The organism is Synechococcus sp. WH 7805, from assembly GCF_000153285.1.
Lineage (GTDB): Bacteria > Cyanobacteriota > Cyanobacteriia > PCC-6307 > Cyanobiaceae > Synechococcus_C.
Genome location: NZ_CH724168.1, coordinates 20,998 through 42,948, shown reverse-complemented (window position 1 = coordinate 42,948; position 21,951 = coordinate 20,998). Strand labels below are relative to the sequence as shown.

At 61.0% G+C, this 21,951-nt stretch carries 17 protein-coding genes; 12 read left to right on the top strand and 5 right to left on the bottom strand.

Annotation, left to right across the window (positions count from 1 at the left end; genetic code table 11):
• Positions 1–7 precede the first annotated feature (7 nt).
• The 6 genes from thrS to WH7805_RS00220 all read left to right on the top strand — a co-directional run bounded on the left by thrS (position 8) and on the right by WH7805_RS00220 (position 8,133).
• Positions 8–1,843 carry a threonine--tRNA ligase gene (thrS, locus tag WH7805_RS00245; RefSeq protein WP_006040869.1) on the top strand — a complete coding sequence of 612 codons (1,836 nt, stop codon included), beginning with the start codon at positions 8–10 and terminating at the stop codon, positions 1,841–1,843.
• Positions 1,840–2,259 (top strand): DUF1824 family protein, encoded by a 420-nt coding sequence (locus WH7805_RS00240; protein WP_006040868.1) that lies wholly within the window; start codon positions 1,840–1,842, stop codon positions 2,257–2,259. Before thrS ends, WH7805_RS00240 begins: the two co-directional genes overlap by 4 nt.
• Before the next feature lie 89 nt (positions 2,260–2,348).
• On the top strand, positions 2,349–3,425 hold the full coding sequence (locus tag WH7805_RS00235; protein ID WP_038004776.1) for a glucokinase: 1,077 nt from the start codon (positions 2,349–2,351) through the stop codon (positions 3,423–3,425).
• Positions 3,426–3,439: 14 nt separating this feature from the next.
• On the top strand, positions 3,440–4,387 hold the full coding sequence (gene thrB / locus WH7805_RS00230; RefSeq protein WP_006040866.1) for a homoserine kinase: 948 nt from the start codon (positions 3,440–3,442) through the stop codon (positions 4,385–4,387).
• 56 nt (positions 4,388–4,443) lie between these two features.
• Complete coding sequence (locus WH7805_RS00225) at positions 4,444–6,015, top strand: NAD(P)H-quinone oxidoreductase subunit 4 (protein ID WP_006040865.1); 1,572 nt, start codon at positions 4,444–4,446, stop codon at positions 6,013–6,015.
• Positions 6,016–6,021: 6 nt separating this feature from the next.
• On the top strand, positions 6,022–8,133 hold the full coding sequence (locus tag WH7805_RS00220) for a M3 family metallopeptidase (protein WP_006040864.1): 2,112 nt from the start codon (positions 6,022–6,024) through the stop codon (positions 8,131–8,133).
• 39 nt (positions 8,134–8,172) lie between these two features.
• On the opposite strand, the gene WH7805_RS00215 is transcribed toward WH7805_RS00220, so the two are convergent.
• The 5 genes from WH7805_RS00215 to WH7805_RS00195 form a co-directional block, all read right to left on the bottom strand.
• On the bottom strand, positions 8,173–8,811 hold the full coding sequence (locus WH7805_RS00215) for a triacylglycerol lipase (protein WP_006040863.1): 639 nt from the start codon (positions 8,809–8,811) through the stop codon (positions 8,173–8,175).
• Between the two features lies 1 nt (position 8,812).
• A complete protein-coding gene (locus WH7805_RS00210) occupies positions 8,813–9,196 on the bottom strand; it encodes a dihydroneopterin aldolase (protein ID WP_006040862.1) in 384 nt (127 codons plus the stop codon).
• Entirely contained in the window at positions 9,196–10,503 is a 1,308-nt protein-coding gene (locus tag WH7805_RS00205; RefSeq protein WP_006040861.1) for a glutamate-5-semialdehyde dehydrogenase, read from the bottom strand. Before WH7805_RS00205 ends, WH7805_RS00210 begins: the two co-directional genes overlap by 1 nt.
• 70 nt (positions 10,504–10,573) lie before the next feature.
• Positions 10,574–11,464, bottom strand: a complete 891-nt coding sequence (locus WH7805_RS00200) for an ROK family protein (RefSeq protein ID WP_006040860.1) — start codon at positions 11,462–11,464, stop codon at positions 10,574–10,576.
• Between the two features lie 3 nt (positions 11,465–11,467).
• Positions 11,468–15,904, bottom strand: coding sequence for a translocation/assembly module TamB domain-containing protein (locus WH7805_RS00195; RefSeq protein WP_006040859.1), 4,437 nt, complete (start codon positions 15,902–15,904; stop codon positions 11,468–11,470).
• 64 nt (positions 15,905–15,968) lie between these two features.
• On the opposite strand from WH7805_RS00195, the gene WH7805_RS00190 reads away from it, so the two are divergent.
• From WH7805_RS00190 to glgB, 6 genes are all read left to right on the top strand, one after another.
• Complete coding sequence (locus tag WH7805_RS00190; RefSeq protein WP_006040858.1) at positions 15,969–16,409, top strand: Ycf51 family protein; 441 nt, start codon at positions 15,969–15,971, stop codon at positions 16,407–16,409.
• Complete coding sequence (locus tag WH7805_RS00185; protein ID WP_006040857.1) at positions 16,409–16,813, top strand: DUF4332 domain-containing protein; 405 nt, start codon at positions 16,409–16,411, stop codon at positions 16,811–16,813. The genes WH7805_RS00190 and WH7805_RS00185 overlap by 1 nt, the downstream gene beginning before the upstream one ends.
• A 108-nt stretch (positions 16,814–16,921) precedes the next feature.
• Positions 16,922–17,167 (top strand): hypothetical protein, encoded by a 246-nt coding sequence (locus tag WH7805_RS00180; RefSeq protein WP_006040856.1) that lies wholly within the window; start codon positions 16,922–16,924, stop codon positions 17,165–17,167.
• The gene (locus WH7805_RS00175) at positions 17,157–18,764 is read left to right on the top strand and encodes a CocE/NonD family hydrolase (protein ID WP_006040855.1); all 1,608 of its coding nucleotides are present in this window, start codon (positions 17,157–17,159) and stop codon (positions 18,762–18,764) included. The genes WH7805_RS00180 and WH7805_RS00175 overlap by 11 nt, the downstream gene beginning before the upstream one ends.
• Before the next feature lie 23 nt (positions 18,765–18,787).
• On the top strand, positions 18,788–19,534 hold the full coding sequence (locus tag WH7805_RS00170) for a DUF3887 domain-containing protein (RefSeq protein WP_006040854.1): 747 nt from the start codon (positions 18,788–18,790) through the stop codon (positions 19,532–19,534).
• A 78-nt stretch (positions 19,535–19,612) separates the two neighbouring features.
• Positions 19,613–21,898: a 1,4-alpha-glucan branching protein GlgB gene (gene glgB, locus WH7805_RS00165; protein ID WP_006040853.1), complete on the top strand. Its 2,286-nt coding sequence runs from the start codon at positions 19,613–19,615 to the stop codon at positions 21,896–21,898.
• Positions 21,899–21,951 lie beyond the last annotated feature (53 nt).

The window sequence follows — 21,951 nt, the reverse complement described above, 5'->3', positions numbered from 1 at the left end:
CCATAGGATGGCGAATCCCGATCAGCAGACGGTGAGCAGCGCGGCAGCAACGACCTCAGCCCCCCCCAGCCCAGTGGTGCTGCCCAAAACCAGCGAGAACGAGCAGCTGCTCAAAATCCGCCACTCCATGAGCCACGTGATGGCCATGGCGGTGCAACAGCTTTTTCCCCAGGCCCGCGTCACCATCGGCCCCTGGACTGAATCCGGTTTCTACTACGACTTCGACAACCCGGATCCCTTTACCGAAGCCGATCTGAAGGCGATCAAGAAAGGGATGATCAAGATCATCAACAAGAAACTGCCCCTCGAGCGCGTCGAGGTGAGCCGCAGCCAGGCCGAAGCAAAGATCAAGGCCCAGAACGAGCCTTACAAACTGGAGATTCTGGAAGGCCTCCAAGAGCCGATCACCCTCTACACCCTGGGTGAGGACTGGTGGGACCTCTGCGCCGGCCCCCACGTGGATCACACCGGCCAGCTCAACGCCAAGGCTTTTGAGCTGGAGAGCGTGGCGGGGGCTTACTGGCGCGGCGATGAAACCAAGGCCCAGTTGCAACGCATCTACGGCACCGCCTGGGAGACCCCCGAACAGCTGGCCGAGCACAAGCGCCGCAAGGAAGAGGCCCTGCGGCGTGACCATCGCCGCATCGGTAAAGACCTTGATCTGTTTTCAATCGAGGATGAAGCCGGTGCCGGTCTGGTGTTCTGGCACCCCCGAGGCGCCCGCATGCGTCTGCTGATCGAGGACTTCTGGCGCCAGGCCCACTTCGAAGGTGGCTACGAGCTGCTCTACACCCCCCACGTGGCCGACATCAGCCTCTGGAAGACCTCTGGCCACCTCGACTTTTATGCCGAAAGCATGTTCGGCCCGATGCAGGTGGACGAGCGGGAGTACCAGCTCAAGCCGATGAACTGCCCGTTCCATGTGCTCACCTACGCCAGCAAGCTGCGCAGCTACCGGGAACTGCCGATCCGCTGGGCTGAGCTGGGAACCGTGTACCGCTACGAGCGGCCGGGAGTGATGCACGGCCTGATGCGCGTGCGCGGCTTCACCCAAGACGACGCCCACGTGTTCTGCCTTCCAGAACAGATCAGCGATGAGATCCTGAAAATCCTTGACCTCACCGAGCGGATTCTCTCCACCTTCGACTTCAATACCTACGAAATCAACCTTTCCACTCGCCCGGAGAAATCAATCGGTGATGACGCCGTCTGGGATCTGGCCACCAAAGGGTTAATCGAAGCGCTGGAACGCAAAGGCTGGGCTTACAAGATCGATGAAGGCGGCGGGGCCTTCTATGGTCCCAAGATCGATCTCAAGATCGAAGATGCCATTGGCCGGATGTGGCAGTGCTCCACCATCCAGCTCGATTTCAACCTGCCGGAGCGGTTCAAGCTCGATTACATCGCTGCGGATGGCAGCAAACAGCGCCCGATCATGATCCACCGGGCCATCTTCGGCTCTCTGGAGCGGTTCTTCGGGATCATGACCGAGAACTACGCGGGCGACTATCCGTTCTGGCTGGCCCCCGAGCAGGTGCGGCTGCTACCGGTCACCGATGAGGTGCAGCCCTACGCCGAACGCCTGCTGGACCAGCTCACCCAGGTGGGGGTGCGGGCCACGATCGATCGCAGCGGCGACCGTCTCGGCAAGTTGATCCGTACCGGCGAACAGATGAAAATTCCTGTTCTGGCCGTGATCGGTGCCAAGGAAGCTGAACAAAATGCCGTGAGTCTTCGCAGCCGCAGGGATGGCGATCTCGGTGTGGTGACTATGGCCGATTTACTCCGCGCTGTTCAGAACGCCAACGCACAACGTGCCGCAGGACTGGAGCTGAAGGGATGACGGAGTCTGCGATCACCTCCCTCGGAGATCTGGCCCGTCTGCGCGGGGCTCCGGAGCTCAGTCCTGAGGTCTGGGAAGGCCTGCGATCCGAGCTCACCGAAGCCATGGACAGCGCCAGCTGGTTCACCGTTGGCGTCATGGCCCCCTCTGCCGCTCAAGCCTTAGCGGCCCTTCGGGCGCTCGAACGCAGCCAGGCGTGGGAGCCCATGACTGTGATAGCCAGCACCGAGGAACAAGGACCTGTATTCCTCAAAGCCAATCAGAACGGTGGATCCATCCGCATCCGCATCGAACAGGGCCTGGGGGAAGGAATCCTGATCACTGGCCATGGTGATGACGAGAGTCATCCCAGCACCACTTGGGGGCCGCTTCCGCTGAACTTCTTCAATGAAGCTGGGCCAGAAGGACAACACTGACGACCGCGATCCTTGAAGGATGTCATCCAGATTGCTTGCCGTTTAACGGCACCATCTTCACCCTTGGGATCGATGCCAGACACCACCCCATGGCAGCCAAAACATTTTTGGCCGGTGATCTCGGAGGCACCAAGACCCTGCTGGCCATCTACAGCGAAACCGATCGGGGGCTGAACAAGAAGCATTCCCATCGCTATGCGTCGGCTGAGTGGAACGATCTTGAGTCGATGCTGGGTGATTTTCTCAAGACCCTGCCTCCAGGTGTGTCCAAACCTGAAACCAGCTGTATCGCCGTGGCCGGACCAGTCCAGAACGGCACGGCAAAGCTCACCAATCTCCCCTGGAGCATGAGCGAATCCTCGCTCTGCGATGCCACAGGACTGCAACGACTTGAGCTGGTCAACGACTTTGCTGTGCTCATCCATGGCCTGCCCCACCTCAACGCATCGCAACAGGTGGTGCTGCAGACCGGAAGCGGCCGAGACACTCCGACAGAATCAGGACACGACGGCGGAGCCGTGGCCATTCTTGGTGCAGGCACGGGCCTGGGAATGGCTCGCGGCCTTCCGGCGGCCAGGGGCTGGCTGGCCTTGCCCAGCGAGGGCGGTCACCGGGAATTCGCCCCGCGAACTGAAGATGAATGGCATTTGGCCCAGTGGATGCGACGTGACCTTGATCTCGATCGACTGTCGATCGAACGCGTTGTCAGCGGCACGGGGCTTGGGTATGTGATGTGCTGGATGCTCTCCACGCATGACAACGCCGATCACCCCCTGCAGGCCAAGGCAAAAGCCTGGAGGACGCTGCCGGCAGACCACCCGGAGCATGAAGACTTGCCAGCCCACACCAGCCAGGCAGCGGTTTCAGGTGATCCTTTAGCCCAGGCCGCGATGACGCTGTGGCTCGGAGCTTATGGATCCGCTGCAGGGGATCTGGCCCTTCAGGAACTTTGCATCGGTGGACTCTGGATCGGCGGTGGTACAGCGGAAAAGGTCATCGACGGCCTGCGCTCGCCGCAGTTTTTGGAGCCTCTTCGCCGGAAAGGACGCTTCAGGCCCCTGATCGAAAGCATCACCATTCGGGCCGTGACCGATCCGGAGGCCGGATTGTTCAGTTCAGCCTGCAGGGCACGCGATCTGGCGGAGTCGGGTGGGACACTGGCCTGAGTAGATCAGTAGGGATGGCGCAGCCGCGCATAGGCCAGACCGTTGTGGTGGATGTTCCAGCCACCACAGCCAACATCGGACCAGGCTTCGACTGTCTCGGTGCAGCCCTGGACCTGAACAACCGCTTCACCATGCGGCGAATCGAGGGGGATGGTGAACGCTTCGAGCTGATCATCGAAGGGCAAGAGGGATCCCATCTCCGCGGTGGAGCCGAGAATCTGGTGTATCGAGCCGCTCAACGGGTTTGGAAGGCTGCAGGTGAAGGACCTTTCGCCCTCGAGGCCAGAGTGCGCCTGGCGGTTCCGCCGGCCCGCGGCCTCGGAAGCAGTGCCACAGCCATCGTCGCCGGCCTCGTGGGGGCCAATGCTCTGGTCGGAGAGCCTTTGAGCCGCGAGAAACTTCTGGAGCTAGCCATCGACATCGAAGGCCACCCCGACAATGTGGTGCCCTCCCTGCTCGGGGGTCTTTGCATGACAGCCAAGGCGGCATCGCAGCGATGGCGGGTGGTGCGCTGCGAATGGATGCACAGCGTCAAGGCCGTGGTTGCGATTCCCGCTATCCGTCTGAGCACCAGCGAAGCCCGTCGCGCCATGCCGAAAACCGTTCCCGTGGGAGATGCGGTGGTCAATCTTGGTGCGCTCACGCTGCTCCTTCAGGGCCTGCGCACAGGCAACGGCGATCTGATCGCCGATGGCATGCATGATCGGTTGCATGAGCCCTACCGGTGGCGCTTGATCAAGGGAGGGCAGGAAGTGCGCCAAGCCGCTCTCGAGGCGGGAGCCTGGGGCTGCTCCATCAGCGGAGCCGGTCCAAGCATTTTGGCCCTCTGCCCGGAGGAGAAAGGGCCGAGCATCAGCCAGGCCATGGTGAGAGCCTGGGAATCGGTCGGTATCGCCAGCCGTGCCCCCCTGCTGAATCTGCAGACGACTGGGAGCCACTGGCAGCCTCGCGATGCTGGGTAGTTGTACTCAAGCTCACCCTCGGAGCTGATAAGTTCAATCACAATCTTGTGGACGCCATGGACGCAAATCTGCCTTTGACGGCTGCGTCCGACGCAGGCTTTCCCTGGTTGTCGCTGATCGTGTTGCTACCTGCGGCGGCGGCATTGCTCATGCCCCTGTTGCCTGGCGACGACCAAACCCCGTCGCCGGTGCCACGCAACGTGGCGATCGGCGTTCTGCTGGTGGATCTCGTCCTGATGCTGGCTGTGTTCAGCCAACATTTTGATCCGACGAGCAGTGAGCTCCAGCTTGTTGAACGAGTCAGCTGGCTTCCGGTCATCGGTCTGGAGTGGTCCCTGGGGGCCGATGGTCTCTCCGCACCTCTTGTTGTTCTCAGCGGTCTGGTCACGCTGCTCTCCGTTGCGGCCAGCTGGAATGTCACGCATAAATCACGGCTTTACTTCGGTCTGCTGCTGGTCCAGGCCTCGGCCCAGGGCCTTGTGTTCCTGTCCCAGGATTTCCTGCTGTTCTTCCTGGCCTGGGAGCTGGAACTGGTCCCCGTTTATCTACTGATCGCCATTTGGGGTGGTCAGAACCGTCAGTACGCCGCGACCAAATTCATCCTCTACACCGCTCTTGCGTCACTGCTGATCCTGATCAGCGGGCTGGCACTCGCCCTGTCCGGCGACACCTTCACGCTCAACCTCAATGAGCTCGCACAGCGCTCACCGGGAGGAAGTTTCGGTCTTCTTTGTTACCTCGGCTTCCTTGTGGGCTTCGGGGTGAAACTACCGATGTTCCCTCTTCATACCTGGCTTCCCGATGCCCACGGGGAAGCGAATGCTCCGGTTTCCATGCTTTTGGCAGGCGTGCTTCTGAAAATGGGTGGCTACGCCCTGCTGAGATTCAACGTTCAGATGCTTCCGGATGCCCACCTCGTGATGGCACCAGCTCTGATCATCCTGGGCATCGTCAACATCGTGTACGGCGCTCTCAATGCCTTCGCGCAGGACAACGTGAAGCGCAGAATCGCCTGCAGCTCGGTCAGTCACATGGGATTTGTGCTGCTGGGCATCGGTGCCGTCGATGCACTCAGCATCAGTGGAGCCATGCTGCAAATGATCAGTCATGGCCTGATTGCCGCGGCCATGTTCTTCGTGACCGGGTGCTTTTACGAGCGCACCAAAACCCTGTCCATCCCCAACATGGGCGGACTGGCCAAGGTGCTTCCGATCACCTTCGCCTTCTTCCTCGCCAGCTCCCTGGCATCCCTCGCACTGCCGGGCATGAGTGGATTCATCAGTGAAATCACCGTGTTCCTCGGCATCACCAGCCAGGAGAGTTTCACCACACTGTTCAGGGTCACAACAATCGTGCTCGCGGCCATCGGTCTGGTTCTCACTCCGATTTATCTCCTTTCGATGTGCCGTCGGGTGTTCTTCGGTCCGCGGATTCCCGCCCTCGCATTTGTGGAAGACATGCGTCCTCGCGAGCTGGTGATCGGTCTCACCCTGCTGGTCCCCACGCTTGTGATTGGTATCTGGCCCCGGATCGCCATGGATCTGTACGAAGCTTCCACCGATGCGCTGGCGGTGGATCTGGCCAAACACACCGTCGTGGCCATGCGCGCTCTCCTCCCCACCGGCTGATCATCCATGCCCCCATCGGAACTGCTGCGTTGCGAGGGACTCCCTCAATTTGACGCCATCGATGCCGAGCAGGTGGATCAACAGATCCCGTCCCTGCTGGCTGATCTCAGTGAAAGGTTCACCGCTCTGGAGGACCAGCTTCGCGATCGCCTTTCTGAACCAGACAGCACCCCCCTGTCCTGGGACGAACTCATGCCTCCATTCCATGCTCTGGGGGAACGATTGCGCTGGAGCTGGGGCGTGGTGACGCACCTCACAGCCGTTCGCAACACGCCGGAGTTGCGTGAAGCCCACGCACGTCAACAACCTGAGGTGGTGCGTTTCAGCAACAGGGTCGGACAAAGCTCAGTCCTTCACCAGGCCCTGCGTTCCTTGCTGGAGCAACAGAACAACACGCTTGATTCAACCCAGGTCCGCATTCTCGAAACCGAACTGCTCTCGATGCAGCATCGCGGAGTTGGTCTGACAGGGGATGACCAACAGGCCTTCAACCGCACCAGCGAGCGTCTGGCAGCCCTTTCCACCAGTTTCAGCAATCACGTTCTCGACGCCACCCAGCAATGGAGCCTCGTGGTGCACGACCGCAATCAACTGCAGGGAGTTCCCGAACGCGTCCTGGAGAATCTGGCCGTTGCTGCAGCCACCGCGGGGGACCGTGCCTCCTCCGGTGCCGAGCCCACCGCCGCGGAAGGGCCTTGGCGACTGGGACTGGACATGCCGAGCTACGTGCCGGTCCTGACCCATGCCGAAGACCGCGATCTTCGCGAAACGGTGTACAAGGCCTACGTGAGCCGAGCGAGCCAGGGTGATCTCGACAATGGCCCGCTGATCGAAGAAATCCTTGCTTTACGCCAGGAGCAGGCCCAGCGACTGGGCTATGCCAACTGGGCTGAGCTGAGCCTGGCCTCCAAGATGGCCGATGGGGTGGATGCGGTGGAAACCCTTCTTGAAGAGCTCAGGGTTGCGGCCATGCCCGTCGCTGAACGGGAGCTGAAGGAACTGAACCAACTCGCCGCTAGCCGCGGTGCCATGGATGCTCTCGCTCCATGGGATGTGAGTTATTGGGCGGAGCAACTGCGCAGGGAGCGCTTCGATCTCGATCAGGAAGCCTTGAGGCCGTGGTTTCCCCTGCCCCAGGTTCTCGATGGCCTGTTCAGCCTCTGCGAACGCCTGTTTTCGATCCGCATTGAAGCGGCGGATGGTGATGCGCCCATCTGGCACGAGGACGTGCGGTTCTTCCGAGTCCTCGACCGCAGGGGAGAGGCCCTGGCTGGTTTTTACCTGGATCCCTTCAGCCGGCCGGCGAGCAAGCGCGGCGGGGCTTGGATGGATGAGTGCCTAAACCGCAAACGGCAACCCAACGGAGACTTAACCCTGCCGGTGGCCTACCTGATCTGCAATCAGACCCCACCCTCTGGAGACACCCCCAGCCTCATGAGCTTTGAGGAGGTGGAAACCCTCTTCCACGAATTCGGGCATGGCCTGCAGCACATGCTCACCACAGTCGAGCACCCCCAGGCCGCTGGCATCAACAACGTGGAGTGGGATGCCGTGGAACTCCCCAGTCAGTTCATGGAGAACTGGTGCTTCGACCGCAGGACACTGATGGGCATGGCCCGGCACTGGACAACGGGTGAGCCACTGCCCGAAGCGGATTACAACAAGCTCTGCAACAGCCGCACCTTCATGCAGGGCAGTGGCACCCTTCGCCAAATCCACTTCGCACTCACCGATCTTCGGCTTCACAGCCAATGGTCCACGAACCTCGGACTGAGCCCGGATGCCTTCCGTCGCCGTATCGCCGAGACGACGACAGTGCTGCCGCCGATCGATACCGACCGCTTCCTCTGCGCGTTCGGGCATATTTTCGCTGGCGGATATGCAGCTGGCTACTACTCCTACAAGTGGGCGGAAGTCCTTAGTGCTGACGCCTTCTCAGCATTTGAAGAGGTCGGTCTGGACCAGGATGATGCTGTGGCGGCCACGGGCGAGCGATTCCGCAACACGATCCTCAGCCTGGGGGGAAGTCTCCGTCCAGCAGAGATCTATCGACAGTTCCGAGGTCGGGATGCCAGCAGCAAAGCGCTCATCCGCCATTCGGGTTTGAAAGCCAGTTGAGTCGACTACACCGAAGTGACACCTCAGCTTCAGACAGTGTCACCCGTCCGCAGAGGATGCGTCGCGAAGGAGGGTCTGCATCAGCACATCCAACGCATGAGGATTGGATATGAGCTGCTGATGGGTCAGCACTGGGATGCTCCGCACCGTTCCGACGGGGAGATGGGCTTGCCATCCGGGCACCACCATGAGATCGCAACCGCAGAAACAACTCACACAGTCGAGGTCTTGCAGTAGCGAAGGATCCGCATTCAGAGAACGCAGCAAGGCACTGCCGCGTTTCATATCGGCCAGCCCAGCCAACAACCAGCGGGGAATCCACTGTGCCGTGAGCGTGCCGCGCTGTGGACTGCCGACACTGATGAAGCGATGGGTTCTCCGGGCTCCCCCCAACTGCTGAAGCCAAACACGACTGATGATGCCCCCCATGGAGAAACCCAGTAGATCAATCACGCAGCCATCTCCCCAGCGTTGGCGGATGTGATCATCCAGACGTTCGGCGAGAGAGACAAGCGGCACCGCACCGAGACGATGGGGAAGGTGCGGCACCGACACCGGCCACTGGTAGGCATCCAGGCGGCGAACCAAACGATTGAAGAGACGGGGGGAATCCCAGAGCCCGTGAACAAGAACGAGAGGACGCCGAACTGACGAGGGCACCGTGACCGAAGTGGTCATCTCAAGACGGCCTGTTGCGCCAGCGCTCAATGCTCACCGTACCGTTGAATCCAGCGATGGGTGGGGAACATTTGCTGAGGCGCAGATGCATCGGCAGGGCTCCATAGAGACTCTCCAAGACCTCGAAGACCCGTTCGCTGAAGTGTTCGATTGTCTGGCAACGAATCTCAGCGGCGAGAACCTGAAGTGCGTTCACAGCCAGGCTGTAGTCGGCTGTGGCATCAAGCGCATCCAATGCCGCAGCACCGGAGAGATCCAGATGCAAGGCAAGATCCAAACGGAACCATTGCCCATCCCGGCGCTCATGCTCCAGCACTCCCACATGGGCCCAGAGGCACAGGTCATCGATGCGAATCACATCGAGTGAAGGGATCAGCGAGGGCATCACAACGGCAGATCCTTGTGCGTGAAGCGACTTGCACCCGTGGCGTAGTCCGCTGCGACATGGCCATCGCCGCGCAATCGGTAGCGATACGTCACCAGACCCTCCAGACCGACCGGGCCCCTAGGCGGGAGCGTCTGGGTGCTGATGCCAACCTCAGCGCCGAACCCATAGCGGAAACCATCGGCAAAACGGGTGGAGCAGTTGTGATACACCCCTGCGCTGTCGATGGAGCTCAGGAAGCGGTCAGCGGCGGCTTCATCCTCCGTGACGATGCACTCGGTGTGACGGGAACCAAAACGGCGGACGTGCTCAACGGCTTCAGCCAGATCCTCCACCACCTTCACCGCCAGGATCAGATCGAGGTATTCAGTGCGCCAGTCATCGTCCGTGGCTGGTTCAGACACTCCCAACGCAACGCTGGCGGCGTCGCCACGCAGCACCACCCCCGCCTTGCGGAACTCCGGGATGGCAGCGGAAAGAAAGGAGGCGGCCACAGAGCGATGCACCAGCAGGGTCTCGATGGCATTGCATGCCGCCGGGTACTGGGTCTTGCTATCCAGCGCCACCCGAACAGCCTTGTCCACATCCGCTGCCGCGTCCACATACAGATGACAGATTCCGTCGGCGTGACCCAACACGGGAATCCGGGTGTTGTCCTGAATGAAACGCACCAGTTCGTTGCTGCCACGGGGAATGATCAGATCAACCAGACCATCCAGCTTCAACAGGGCCAGGCTGTCCTGACGGGTGGTCAGCAGAGCGAGTGCATCGGGGGAGATAGCACTGGAGGCCAGCCCAGCCTTGAGGGCCTCCATCACCGCTTCGTTGGTGCAGCGGGCTTCACTGCCCCCTTTGAGCAGGGCGGCGTTACCGGAGCGAATGGCCAGGGAGGCGATCTGAATCACGGCGTCAGGACGCGCTTCGAAGATCACACCCAGAACCCCAAGAGGCACTGAAACCCTCTCCAGCGCAAGGCCTTGATCCAGTTCTCGGTGCAGGTCACGCCGGCCGAGAGGGTCCCTGAGACTGGCCACCTTGCGGACGCCATCGATCGCCCCCCCAAGCTTGGCAGCGTCGAGCTTGAGCCGGGCCATCAAGGCGGGCGCTAGACCCTCGGCAGCAGAGCGTTCCATGTCTTCACGATTGGCTGCCACGAGGGCATCAGAGCGATCAGCCAGGGCCTCAGCCATGGCCTTCAGAGCCTGCATTCGCTCACCATCATCAGCCATCCCCAGATCCACCGCGGCCAGACGCACGGCGCCAGCCCGTTGCAGCAGCTCAGGGGACGGCACTGGGACTTCGTTCATGCCTGAGGGCGACTCTCACTAAGGCCATCATCAATGCCGAGGGTCTGGCGGCGTCAACACGTCTCGACGTTCAGCTCAAGCGCTGCAAAGCGAGTCGGGCTGCGCCGAGACGACCGGCTCCATTGCCCAGTGCACAGGCTTCGATGCAGAGTCCTTCCCTCGAAACGGCCTGGACCCGCTGAGCCACCTCCTGGCGAACGGCTGGAAGGAAATGGGCACTGGCTCCGGCCAGCCCTCCACCCACCAGCACCAGTTGTGGCGTGAACACATACACCAGAGACGTGATACCGATCCCCAGCAAGCGGCCGTATTCACGCCAGATCGTCAGAGCCTCGGCATCACCGCGAGAGGCAGCTTCAGCGAGAACCGCGGGATCCTCATCGCTGAGACGCCCCAGGCCGCTGATGCTGGCAAATTGTTCGAGCGATCCCTGATTGCCGCTGTTGCAGTCAGGTCCCTCCGGGTTGAGGGTGATGAGTCCAGGCTCTGCAGCGGCACCGTTGTGGCCGGTGAACAGGGTTCCTCCAAGCATCACCCCCCCGCCGACGCCCGTTCCCAGGGTGAGGAGGACCACATCCTGGAACCCTCGCGCAGCCCCCTTCCAGGCTTCTCCCACCAGAGCGCAGTTGCCATCGTTGGCCAGGGTGACCTTGCGCTTGAGGCGTGGCTCCAGCCATGCGGCCAAGGGAACCTCCTCCCATCCGGGCAGATTGATGCACACCCTCGCCACCCGGGCCGCTGCATCCATTGGTCCGGGAAGCCCAATCCCCACCAGTGCTGCCTTCCTCTCCGGATCGAGAGTGTCGATCGCCTCCACAAGCTCCATGCACACGGATCCTGGAGTCGCCGGTTGAGGCGTGGGTCGCTGGAGATCAGCCAACAACATGCCATCCGCGTCGAACAGGCCGAGCTTGAGGGCCGTTCCGCCGATATCAACCCCCAGGACACGCGGCTCAACCATGAATCAGAAACGGAAAAACACCTGAAGCTGGGACTGCCACGTGCCCTGGGTATCCACGGAGGCGGACACGCTCGTTCTGGCATTGAGCTGGTAAGAAAGCGTGCCTTGGCCGGGAATGTCGTTGCGGTCAGGAGCAGCCAAAACGGAAAAATCGAAGCGGTCGGTCAGCGCCACACCCACTTCAGTGACCAAAGCGAGCTGGGGAGGAACCTGACCCGAGGTGCGCTCCTGATTGTTCTGAACTGTCGGTGTCACGTAAGTGGGATAGAGAGCGAACTGCAGTCTTTGGTTGAAGGCATCGGTCAAAGTCCCGAGCACCGGGGAAAGAAGCGACTGGCCGAGGACCGCCGCTAAAGCAGCGCCGGCACCGGCGTTGGAGAGACCGGCCAGGGAGTTACCACCGATCAGACCAAGCAATTGCGCCTCAGGCAGCGCAGGAGAGCTTCGCAACGTAATGGCATCAGCCAAACGGTCAGCCGGCCCTGTGGCCGTGAGGAACACTTTGATCAGACGCAACTGCCCACCGGCGCCGAGATTGCCGAGTCCATTGGTATCGAACACGGAGCTGGACACTGCGTTACTACCGGTACCAAGGGTCACGCTGTCGGAAACACGGCTGGTCATGGCCACATCCACGTAGGGAATCAGACCGAGGGATGGGGTGAAGACCGCCACATTCGGAGAACGCCGATCCAGGTTGAACGTCGTCGTAAAAATCGACACGCGCCCGGTCAGCAGCTGCACCACACCTCGAAGCTGCAGGCTGGGGTCCAAGGCACCGTTCAGGGTCAACAGCCCCTCCGTGGTGAAGTTCGCCAGGGGCTGAACCTCCACCCGAAGCTTGGGCCCCAGCCTTAGGCGCAGATTATCGAAGCCGAGAAAGGGAAGATTCGGCAGCGAGGCCTTGAGCGAGCGACTGCTGTCAGCTTCGATGTTGGGGCCAAGCAGCACCAGAGGATCCTGAAAATTCCATTGCTGCTCGAGCAGGGCATCTGCAGACACAATCTGCGCATCACCATCACCCCCTTGGAGTGACATCGTTGGTAGAAGCCCTGAAGCCTCCCTGCGCTTGGGGCGCACCAACATCGAGCGTGTCGGTCGGATCGAGCCATCGCTGACCTCCAAAGTGCCTCCCACCTCAGGCTTCACCAGGGCTCCGGTGATCGTGAGATCGGCACCAACCTGAACGTCCGCGATGGTGAGCTTGATCCGGGCCTTCTCCAGCTGCAGACGCAGCGGCTTGGCCTCTGGGGCAGGGCTGAGCAGTGCCAAGGAACCACTGCCTTTGAGCTGGCCGCCTGATCCAACCCGTCCCGTCAGGGACTGAACCTCCAGCCGGTCAAAGTCAAACACCATCGACCCGTTGACCTGGGTCAGCGCCTGATCCTGAGCTTTGAACGAGGCATTCTTCAGCACCACATAGCCATTGGCTTCAGGAGCCGACAACGGTCCACTGAGCAGAAGCCGCAGGTCTGCATCTCCCTTGGTCCAAGACACCATCCCGCCGGTGAAACCGGTCAGGAAACGCAGTCCGTCACCCAGGCTGACCACCCTCACATCGAGAGGTTGATCGGAGGCCAGCGGAATGCGGCCCGTGACGGTGACAGGTTGGGCAGCCTTCTCCGCCTTGAGCGCGAGGTCCAGCGTCAAACCACCGTTCTCAAACAGCACCTGCCCTCGCTCGAGAGCGATCGGGTTGTCACCAATCTGCGCATCCTCCAGCTTGAGATCGGTGCTGAGCTCCGGTGATGCTCCGCCGAGCTTGTAGCGGCCGGTGAGCCCAACAGCTCCTTGAAGAGCTGGCGGGACGGGGGCCACGAGGGCGAGCAGGCTGAACGGGAGATGTTCAAGGGAGAAACTCCCTTCACCCCCCTGAATCGGCCCTTCGATCCTGGCGATGAAGGGTTTGACCTGGAGGGCGTAGTCCTGGTCCTGTCCTTCGATCCAGAGATGGCCCCTGGCCTTGAGATCAAGATCAAGACGACTCAGCCTGGGACCTTTCACATCGATCACCGCATCAACCTGCCCCCTCAGGTCTTTCAGATGCAGCGGGTCTCTCTCACGGCTGGTTCGGGTCGCATTCAGCAGAGCCTCCCTGGCATCGCGAAGGGCCTGCAGCTGACCATCGAGCGTTCCACCAAAGGTATTCACCAGCAGGGTGCCCAGATCTTGAGCCGTCCCCATGGAGACAAGACGCTCATCGTTGAGCTGAGGCAGGCTGAGAGCACTGTTGGTCAGCCAGCGAGCACTGAGTCCTCGCGCTTCCACACGAGCATCCAAGGCACCGTTCAGTCGACCTTTGGCATCGAGAGTGATCTGGCCCGTATCCGGTGGGAGCAGCTCACCGGTGAAGGAATAGCGACGATCCTGGTAGCGGCCACTCAGCAGGATCTGACGCAATTGAAGACCCATCAGACCAGGCCGACTGAGGCTGAGATCAACGTCCATCGCCAGAGGCTGCAGACCCAGGGTTCCCTCTCCACTCAGCCGGCCGTAGAGCCCCTCCCATCGCTGCTTCGGAGGCAAGGCCAGCTCCACCCCATCGATGGAGAGTCCCTCAGCCGTCCAGCGGTAGGCCGCTGGTGTGCCAATCATCTCCATCCGTCCGCCACGCCGGGTGAGAAGCACCCGATTCGGTAGCCAATTCGCACCAAGACTGGCTTCGAGGTCCCCCTGCACCACCGCACCGACGGAGGCCATGGTCAGGAGGCCTCCTCCTCCGGCCAGCCCTTTGAATCGCCCCTTCCAGTTCTCGGCCAAACGAATCACGCCGGCACGGGGTGCATTGACTGCGATGTTGAGATCGGGTCGAAGCGCTTGGAGCGGTCCACTCACACGACCGGATGCACTGATCGATCCGTCCATTGGGGTGCCAAGCAGTGGACCGATGCGCTTCAGCGGATAGCGATCCAGCCTCAGATCAGCCTGCAGATCGCCAATCTTCAGGCCCTCAGCGCCTAGTTCAAGCGGAAGACGGGCATCCGCTTGAAGGTCAGGACTGCGGAAGTCCTTGATCAGCAGAAGACCGGTTTCGCTGCTCCATCCGGCCCTCAGAGACCACGCCTCAAGCAGAGGATTGCTGGCCTGAGCAAGGTCGAGGCTGATCACTGGTTTCGCCGTTTCTCCTCGAAGCTTCAACAGCCCCTGGAGAGGAGCCTTCGCCCCCAGAAACTCAGGGACCAACGGCAGTCGTTTCCAGGCCGGGCCCGCGAGAGTGAGCTGTTGGCTGGTCACATCAAGCTGAGGATGAAGCATCCCCCGCGCCTGCACCGCCACACCGGGTGCCTGCAGATCCAGACGATCCAGCTGAGCCGTCCAGGCCTTGCTGTTACGCCAATCAGCCCCCAGCTGCACGGCCAACTGCAGTGGCTCATCCAGAGCCACCGTTTCGGGCAGAGCCCAGCGCCCCTTGAGTTCAACTTTCGGCCGATACCAATCGCCCAGCACACGGAAGGCCACGCTCCTGTCCTGTCCGAGCTCCCGGAAGCCACCGCGGAGATCGAAGGCGCGATTCAGGCGCACCTGACCGCCAAGATCGGCGCGATAGGTCCCATAGGCCCACTCACTGGTGGGAATCGTCAGAGCGTTGCCTCGGCAACTGATCTTCAGTTGCTTCGAACGCAGGGGTTGGTCCAGAGGTTGACCACTCACCTCAACATCAACCAGGGAAATCCCTCCGCTGCAATTCGCCTGTCCCTGCCTCCAACCGAGCCGTAGATCTCCACCCAGCTGCCCTCGCAGTTGCACGGGGAGTTTCGCGGGCAAAAGCCCCTGATAACGCTCCAGCCGGATCCGTTCCAGGCGAGTGCTGAGCTGCAGTTCCGGTCGAACCCAACGGCCCCGGCCCTTAAGAGTGATCCGGCCGCGATCCGGGAGTGCCACCTGCAGGGACACGTCAGCTCGATTCTCATCAAGGCGAACCGATGTCCAGCCCGCTGCACGCAGAGCCAGTCCGGCGGGTGCAACTTGGAGTCGCGCCGGGTCCATCAGACGCACATCCAAATCCAGTCGAGGCGGCTTGCCACCTTTCGGCAGGGGACCAGGCACCCAATACGCCCCTTGAGGATTGCGGCGCAGGTCGAGCAGAGCACCCTTGACTCCCACGGTCACCACAGGCCGAAGCCGCTGCAGACTGGCGAGCGGGTTGAAACCGATCGTCAGCTGCTGCACGGATGCAGTGGACTGATCACGGCGACCACGCTGAACCTTGATGGGACCGACCGTGATCCCTCGGAGGCTCAACCCCTGAAAACTGCCGATGCTGACAGGGTGTCCCAGGGGCTTGCCCACCTGCTCTTCAAGATCCGGGCGCAGTCGCTCGAACACAGCCGAGACAATGCGATCTGCAGCAACCCAAACAACGGCACCGCCGATCAGGACGGCACCGAGTCCAGTGAAGAGCACGCTCTTGGTTCGTCCACCTGAACCGCTTCCGAGCATCAATCTCCGTCAATTGATTGGAAGCCGACGCAATATAAGGAGCACATCAACGAGAGACCACCCCATGCCCTTACCGGAGTTGCTTGAAACCTCGAGCGGCTGGCTGGCCTGGGGCGGAGCAGCGATGTCGGCACTCACGATCGTGGCCTTCATCGCCCGCTGGGGACTGCGATTCCGTCTGGTGGGGGTCAGCAGTTTCACCCTGCTGCTATCGGCGAGCTGCTGGGCCTTTTCGGTGAGCTACACCCCCACAGTGAAGGTGGATGGTGCCGTTCGCGTCCCCATTGTTTTCGACAATGGCGACGATCTTGTGGTGGCACAGGCAGGCGTTGACTTTCCCCCTGAGGCCGTGGCACCCACCCTTGAACAGCTTGCTCAGAATGTGAGACCAGGTGGACGGAGCAGCGCGGTGGTGTCAGTGCGACTGCGCCAGCTGCAACCGGCAGGCGATGGAGCCTCGAAGCCCATCGTCCTGGGGGAACTGGAGCGGAGCTTCGAGCCCTAATGAACCCCGCCGATCCACTCAGGGAGCTCCCCCAGGGACTACGTGATGAACAGGCTCAGCTTTTGGCCTCAGGACTCAACACCTGGGGGGACGTGCAAAACCTCACCGACCATCAGATCAGTCGCCTAGCCGCCTCAGGCAGGGCCTCAGCCCGCAACCTGCGCCGCCTCAAAGGAATGGCCGATCTGGGATGCTGCCTCGACCTGGCCCCCGCCGATGCGGCCCTGCTGATGCATGCGGGCCTGGCCACAGTCGCAGCCGTGGCGGGTTCATCACCCCCCGAGCTGGTGACTCGTACTGGGCGTTTAGAACGGCAATTGCGCAGTGGCCGCCCGCCGGTGGTTGACCTGGCTTTGGCAAGGACCTGGATCCTGAGAGCCAAGGAGAGGCAAAACACGAACTGACCGCTCCGGCGAGCAAGCGGTGGTCTCACCCGTTTCAAATGAGGGTCGAACAAGGACGGCGGTCCTGTGCACTCCCTCCACATTCAGTCTCGATTGGTGGCGGCCTCCATGGCGGCCGTCCTCTCTGTGGCCTCTCCAAGCTCGGCGCAATCCACCCTTCTTGAGAGCGTCAAACGCAATCCGAAGGAAGCCAAGGCCCTGTGCCGACAGTTCGAAGCGCTCAACGCCAACGGCAAATCGGCACTGTCAGGCAAGTCCATCGGCAAGCTCGCCAACCAGCGCAACCTCAGCACCACCGATGCCGAAATCCTGGCTACATATGTGATCGGTCTGCACTGCCCGGATGTTCGCTGATCACAATCTGATCACCGGCGACGGCGTAGCACTTGCATCCAGACTCTGGCGGCCCGATGCCCCCGGACCATGGCCATGCCTGCTGATGCGTCAGCCGTATGGCAGAGCGATCGCATCGACAGTCACCCTGCCCCACCCTCAGTGGTGGTGTCGCAATGGCTTCATGGTGCTAGTGCAAGACGTGCGCGGGCAGGGAGACTCTGGGGGAGTTTTTAAGGGATTCAGTCAGGAAGCCGAAGACACAGCCACAACCCTGGATTGGATTCGGGCCCACCCAGACTGCAATGGTCGGATCGGTCTCTATGGCTTTTCTTACCAAGGGCTGACCCAGCTGCTTGCCCCGGAAGACTGTGCCCCTCCCGATTGCATGGCACCGGCCATGTGTGGGCTGGATGAGCGCCATCACTGGAGCTGCGAAGGCGGTGCCCACTGGTGGCATCTCGGCCTGGGCTGGGGCCTCCAATTGGCAGCATTACAGGCCAGGAGACGGAACGATCAGAGCGCTTGGGGGGAGATCCGCGAAAGCCTCGAGAACGGTCGTTATCTACGCAACGGTCGAGATCTGCTGGAACGCCACGATCCCGATGGCATGGCCCTGCGCTGGCTGAAACTGCCTGCAGACCAAGCCGATGGTTGGACACAGCACCACAGCCCACGATCCTGGTTGCGTCGCCCCCTGCTGCTGCTGGGCGGATGGTGGGATCCCCACCTCCGCGGCGTCCTGGATCTGGCCGAAAGGTCCCGGGCCGCAGGCGGAAGTCCCGAACTGCACATCGGGCCAGCCACCCACCTGCAGTGGTGGCCTCAAAGCAGTGCACTGCTGCTGAACTTCTTTCAGCGCCATCTGCAGGACCACTCGGCGCCCGGTGAGAACGCCGGGATGTTGAGGCTCTGGGACCAGGGGAGTGATCAGTGGATTGATATGCCCTGGACGACGGCGGACAGTCCGACAGCAAGCGCGATCGGCTGGCATCTCGCCAGTGATGGCCTGGCCTGCCTGGATCCCAACGAAGGCCGTCTTCTCAATCCACCGGAAGGCTCCGGTGGAACCGTCACGGTTGTGCATGACCCCTGGCGTCCGGTCCCGGCCGTGGGAGGTCACCTGAGTCCTTCAGCAGGCCCATGCGACCGAAGCTCCATTGATCAGCGCAGTGATGTGGCCGTGTTCACCAGTGCTCCCTTGCAGGACACACGCGTGCTGAATGGACGTCCGGTCCTGCGCTGTGAGGCCTCGGCGGACCAACCCGGATTCGATCTCAGCGTGACCCTCTCCAGACTTCCTGCGGGGTCGACAACAACCCAGCAGCTATCGATGGGGCTCCGAAGGGTTCTTGGAGACAGTGCCCTCCGGCGGGAGGAACGCTTGGTTGAACTACAGCCGGTCTATGCCAGCCTTCAGCCCGGTGACCGCCTGCGACTCTCCTTCGCTGGTGCGGCATGGCCAGCGGTTGCCATCAACCCAGGCACACCGCACCACGCCTGCGGAGCACCAAACCCTGAGTGTCGGGTGATCAGCATCGCGTTGCATCTGGACAAAGCCTTGCTCTGGATCGATCCCTTGCTGGTACTACACCGTGATGGTATTCCGGCAGACTAATCGCGATTGTTCGGACGATTGCCGTGAAGCTCACCTCCTGTCTTCTGGCTGCAGCCCTGGCCACCAGCACGCTTGAGCTGATCCCAGCATTCTCCGTTCGTGCTGAGAGCCTTGTCAGCCAGGCCACCGCGGCCCCCCGCACAGAACTCAGCCCCCGCCAGGCCACCGAGGCCGCCACGGCTCTTCTTCAGGCGATTCAAACAAAAAATGCCGCGGGGATTTATTCCCTGCTGTCCTCCCCGCTTCAGGCGGCAACAAGTGTGGAGGCCATCGCCAATCGCTTGCAATCCGCACCTGGGATTGAAACCTTCCGCGTGGTTGCCGTAAACCCCGGCATAGACGACACAACGGTGGACACGGTTGCAATCACCAACGGTGGGACTCGGGAGGTTCCTCTCCTGTTGGTGCTCGACGATGAGGGAAAGCTGCTGGCCTGGAAATGGGTGGGCACCATGCGGCCGATTGAGCAAACGGCACTCAATTTTGTGAAGGATCTGGATGCAAGCCGGTGGGTGGCAGCCCGGTACTACCTCGATCTCGATTTTCAGAAGGAGATTTCGCCGGCCGATCTGCAACGCAAATGGACCAAACTGGAAGGGCTTCTTGGTGGTGTGAAGCGCATCAAGAGCGCACTGGTCGCCAGCCAGGGCGGTGACCAGCAGCTGGTGCTGGTCACCATCGAGTTCGGGAAAATCACTGACAATCTGTTCGTGATCTTCAACCGGCAGGGCCGGATCATCAACGTGGATTTTTCAGCGGATCTGGTCTGATCACTCGCTCAGTTAGGTCGGTGCGCCGAATGTTGGGAATTTCGGCTTAAGCTCCCGGCCAACGCGGCGTCCAAAGGCATGACCAACACTGTTCTCGAGTGGATGGTTGAGGACGCACAACGGTTGGCCGAGTGCCGTCATGACCATCCGTTTGCTGTCCTCGGCCCCCAGGCTCAGGACGACGGAGGTTGGATCATCCGTGTCTGGATGCCTGAAGCAGACAGTGTGACCCTGCTCCTGGGCGATCGGGAGATGGTGATGTCAACCCCTCACCACCCCTGGATCTTCGAAGCCTCCGTCACCCAAGACCCGGGCTGCAGGTACCGGTTACGGGTTCAGCGTGGTGGGATCACCCATGAGCAGCATGACCCGTGGGCATTTCGCCAGGAATGGATGGGCGAAATGGACCGCCATCTGTTCGCCGAAGGCAACCATCACCACATTTGGCGACGGATGGGTGCCCATCGATGCGAGCGGGAAAGCATTCAGGGTGTGATGTTCTGCCTGTGGGCACCGCACGCGCGCAGCGTGAGTGTGATCGGCGACCTCAATTCCTGGGATGGACGCCATCACCCCATGCAGCAGCGTCTGGGTGGCATCTGGGAACTGTTCATCCCCGAGCTCAACGAAGGCAACTTGTATAAGTATGAAATCCGCACCCAGGACGGCCACTGCTATCAGAAGGCCGATCCGTACGGGTTTCAGCATGAGGTGCGTCCAGACACCAGCTCCGTGGTGAATCACCTGGATGGCTTCCATTGGACCGACAGCGACTGGATCCAGAAACGGGACAGCAGCAACCCCCTCGATCAACCGATCTCGGTGTACGAAATGCACCTTGGCAGCTGGATCCACGCGGCCGCCAACGAGCCGTTCATCGAAGCCGATGGCACCCCACGCGCTCCGGTTCCAGCCGCTGACCTCAAGCCAGGAGCTCGTCTTCTCACCTATCCGGAACTGGCCGATCGCCTGATTCCATACGTCAAGGAGAGAGGGTTCACCCACATCGAACTGATGCCAATCACCGAGCATCCCTTCGATGGCTCCTGGGGATATCAGGTCACCGGCTGGTATGCACCCACAAGCCGCTACGGCACACCCGATGAATTCCGGGCGTTCGTGGATCGTTGTCATGCCGAAGGCATCGGCGTGATCATCGACTGGGTCCCAGGACACTTCCCACGCGATAGCCACGGCCTCGCCTTCTTCGACGGCTGCCATCTCTATGAACATGCCGACCCAAGGATTGGGGAGCACAAGGAGTGGGGGACCTTAATTTTCAACTACAGCCGCAATGAGGTTCGCAATTTCCTCGTTGCCAACCTTGTGTTCTGGTTCGATCAATTCCACATCGACGGGATCAGGGTGGACGCTGTTGCATCAATGCTCTACCGCGACTACCTGCGGCCTGACGGCGAATGGCTTCCGAACGATCACGGCGGCAGGGAAAACACCGAAGCCGTGCAATTCCTTCAGCAGGCCAATCACGTGCTCTTCCAGCACTTCCCAGGTGCCCTCTCAATCGCCGAGGAATCCACCACCTGGCCGATGGTGACCCAGCCCACGGACATCGGTGGCCTTGGCTTCAACCTGAAATGGAACATGGGCTGGATGCACGACATGCTCGATTACTTCGAGCTTGATCCCTGGTTCCGACAGTTCCACCAGAACAACATCACATTCTCCATCTGGTACACGTACACAGAAAATTTCATGCTCGCGCTCAGCCACGACGAGGTGGTGCACGGAAAGAGCAATCTGTTGCACAAAATGCCTGGGGATGACTGGCAGAAATACGCCAACACGCGGGCATTACTGGCCTACATGTGGACCCATCCCGGGAAGAAAACCATCTTCATGGGCATGGAGTTCGGCCAAAGGGCTGAATGGAATGTCTGGGGAGATCTGCAATGGGATCTTCTCAATTACGAGCCCCATCAAGGTGTTCAGCGCATGGTCGATGACCTCAATGGGCTTTACAAAGCCGAGCCCGCCCTCTGGCGTGATGATTTTGATCAGTTTGGATTCCAGTGGATCGACTGCAACGACAACCGCCACTCAGTGATCAGCTTCATGCGTCGAGAGAGCGCCAGTGGCACCTGGCTCGTGGTTGTGGCGAACTTCACTCCCCAGAGTCATTCTCACTACCGAGTTGGTGTTCCCTTGGCCGGGTTCTACGAAGAGATCTTCAACACTGATGCCAGCAAATATGGAGGCAGCAACCTGGGCAACATGGGCGGAAAGCCCACTGAAGAGTGGGGGATCCACGGCTACGACAACTCCCTCGACCTTTGCCTGCCTCCCTTGAGCTTGATGGTGTTCAAACACGATCCCAAAAGGAGTCTCAATCAGGCTCAAGTTTGAGCAGGCCTCTCGGCCTGAGACAGTTCTCTCCATATGACGAAGACCCCGGGATG

Coding starts and splice junctions, on each gene's coding strand:
- thrS (WP_006040869.1), top strand. CDS start 8: ATGGCGAATCCCGATCAGCAGACGGTGAGCAGCGCGGCAGCAACGACC.
- WH7805_RS00240 (WP_006040868.1), top strand. CDS start 1,840: ATGACGGAGTCTGCGATCACCTCCCTCGGAGATCTGGCCCGTCTGCGC.
- WH7805_RS00235 (WP_038004776.1), top strand. CDS start 2,349: ATGGCAGCCAAAACATTTTTGGCCGGTGATCTCGGAGGCACCAAGACC.
- thrB (WP_006040866.1), top strand. CDS start 3,440: ATGGCGCAGCCGCGCATAGGCCAGACCGTTGTGGTGGATGTTCCAGCC.
- WH7805_RS00225 (WP_006040865.1), top strand. CDS start 4,444: ATGGACGCAAATCTGCCTTTGACGGCTGCGTCCGACGCAGGCTTTCCC.
- WH7805_RS00220 (WP_006040864.1), top strand. CDS start 6,022: ATGCCCCCATCGGAACTGCTGCGTTGCGAGGGACTCCCTCAATTTGAC.
- WH7805_RS00215 (WP_006040863.1), bottom strand. CDS start 8,811: ATGACCACTTCGGTCACGGTGCCCTCGTCAGTTCGGCGTCCTCTCGTT.
- WH7805_RS00210 (WP_006040862.1), bottom strand. CDS start 9,196: ATGCCCTCGCTGATCCCTTCACTCGATGTGATTCGCATCGATGACCTG.
- WH7805_RS00205 (WP_006040861.1), bottom strand. CDS start 10,503: ATGAACGAAGTCCCAGTGCCGTCCCCTGAGCTGCTGCAACGGGCTGGC.
- WH7805_RS00200 (WP_006040860.1), bottom strand. CDS start 11,464: ATGGTTGAGCCGCGTGTCCTGGGGGTTGATATCGGCGGAACGGCCCTC.
- WH7805_RS00195 (WP_006040859.1), bottom strand. CDS start 15,904: ATGCTCGGAAGCGGTTCAGGTGGACGAACCAAGAGCGTGCTCTTCACT.
- WH7805_RS00190 (WP_006040858.1), top strand. CDS start 15,969: ATGCCCTTACCGGAGTTGCTTGAAACCTCGAGCGGCTGGCTGGCCTGG.
- WH7805_RS00185 (WP_006040857.1), top strand. CDS start 16,409: ATGAACCCCGCCGATCCACTCAGGGAGCTCCCCCAGGGACTACGTGAT.
- WH7805_RS00180 (WP_006040856.1), top strand. CDS start 16,922: ATGGCGGCCGTCCTCTCTGTGGCCTCTCCAAGCTCGGCGCAATCCACC.
- WH7805_RS00175 (WP_006040855.1), top strand. CDS start 17,157: ATGTTCGCTGATCACAATCTGATCACCGGCGACGGCGTAGCACTTGCA.
- glgB (WP_006040853.1), top strand. CDS start 19,613: ATGACCAACACTGTTCTCGAGTGGATGGTTGAGGACGCACAACGGTTG.